Source organism: Sphingobium sp. MK2 (assembly GCF_040170545.1).
In the GTDB taxonomy this organism is placed as follows: domain Bacteria; phylum Pseudomonadota; class Alphaproteobacteria; order Sphingomonadales; family Sphingomonadaceae; genus Sphingobium.
Genome location: NZ_JAZDXA010000103.1, coordinates 1 through 1099, shown reverse-complemented (window position 1 = coordinate 1099; position 1099 = coordinate 1). Strand labels below are relative to the sequence as shown.

Annotated in this window: 1 protein-coding gene; it reads right to left on the bottom strand. The window is 45.8% G+C overall.

The window, feature by feature from the left end; all coding sequences use genetic code 11:
* Positions 1-37: 37 nt before the first annotated feature.
* A complete protein-coding gene (locus V2I08_RS20470) occupies positions 38-787 on the bottom strand; it encodes a tetratricopeptide repeat protein (protein ID WP_349636582.1) in 750 nt (249 codons plus the stop codon).
* Between the last annotated feature and the right edge of the window lie 312 nt (positions 788-1099).

The following is a 1099-nucleotide window of genomic DNA, read 5'->3' as shown; positions in this document are numbered from 1 at the left end:
TCGACCCTAGCAAAATCAAGTACTTACGATCTCGTGTTCACTGCGCGTTCCGCCAGCGCTGTCCAACTTGGGCCAAAATACATTTGGCCGTTGTCACGGGAAAATTTAAATTGTCTGACGATGATAAGGAAATTGCTTCCTCATAAAAGCTCTGCGCTGCATCAAGTTCGAGCGCACCGTATTTAACATCCCCCAAGAGCGCCAAGCATCGTAATTTCCCATGATTGTCATCGGCTGCCTCAAACAGGGAGATGGCCTTCTTGTAATGACCGTACCTCTTATTCAGGTCCTTCGTAATATTCCCAAGCTTTTCCAAAGCCAGCGCTTCATTTTTGATCATTTGCAAATGCCAAGCACTTTGAGCGTGATTGGTAGAGTCGATCCAGATTAATGATCCCGGCGGCGACGGAGGAGGAATGACAATCGTCGATTTGTTCTTATTTTTTCCTCTGGATTGCTCCCATGCTTTTTTAAAGTGTTTGCGCCAGACGTTGAAAATCGCATTCGCACCAAAGAGTGCTTCTTCGATTGACTTAACATTGTTTTCGTTTGGCGCGCTACCAGCGCCACGCCAATTGCGTAGGCCAGTAATAAAGGTTGGTTCTTCCCACTTGTTGCCGAAAGCTTCGCGTCGAAACTCGTCTCCCTTCCACGGAACCCCATTAACGCTCGTGCTGCCGGTTGGCCGCGTTCCCCAATAATCCATATGCCAGCGTAACAAATCGCCGTAGTTTCCCTCCACCGGATAGTATGGAGGGTATTCGGATCGTTCCGATTGCGAAGCCACGCTCTATAGAACTCCTGATCTTGAAAATCCTAATAAATGATATTCAATCCAAAGGTATTTCAGTCATTGATGAATTTTATTGAGCATCATTCGGAAGTATATTAATAATAATGTTCTCAACAATGGGTCATATGCCGTTTAGTGGTGACATTTGGGTATTGAATAAAATTGCAGACCTTACAAACAGGTGTGGCTTTAGTCCGGCTATAGCAAACATTAGTCTGCACTTTAACCTCCCTGAGTGCCTGATTCAGAAGTTTCTCAAGCGAAGCAATATCTTGCGGTTCTGCGCGTGAGCATGCGGATTGAAGC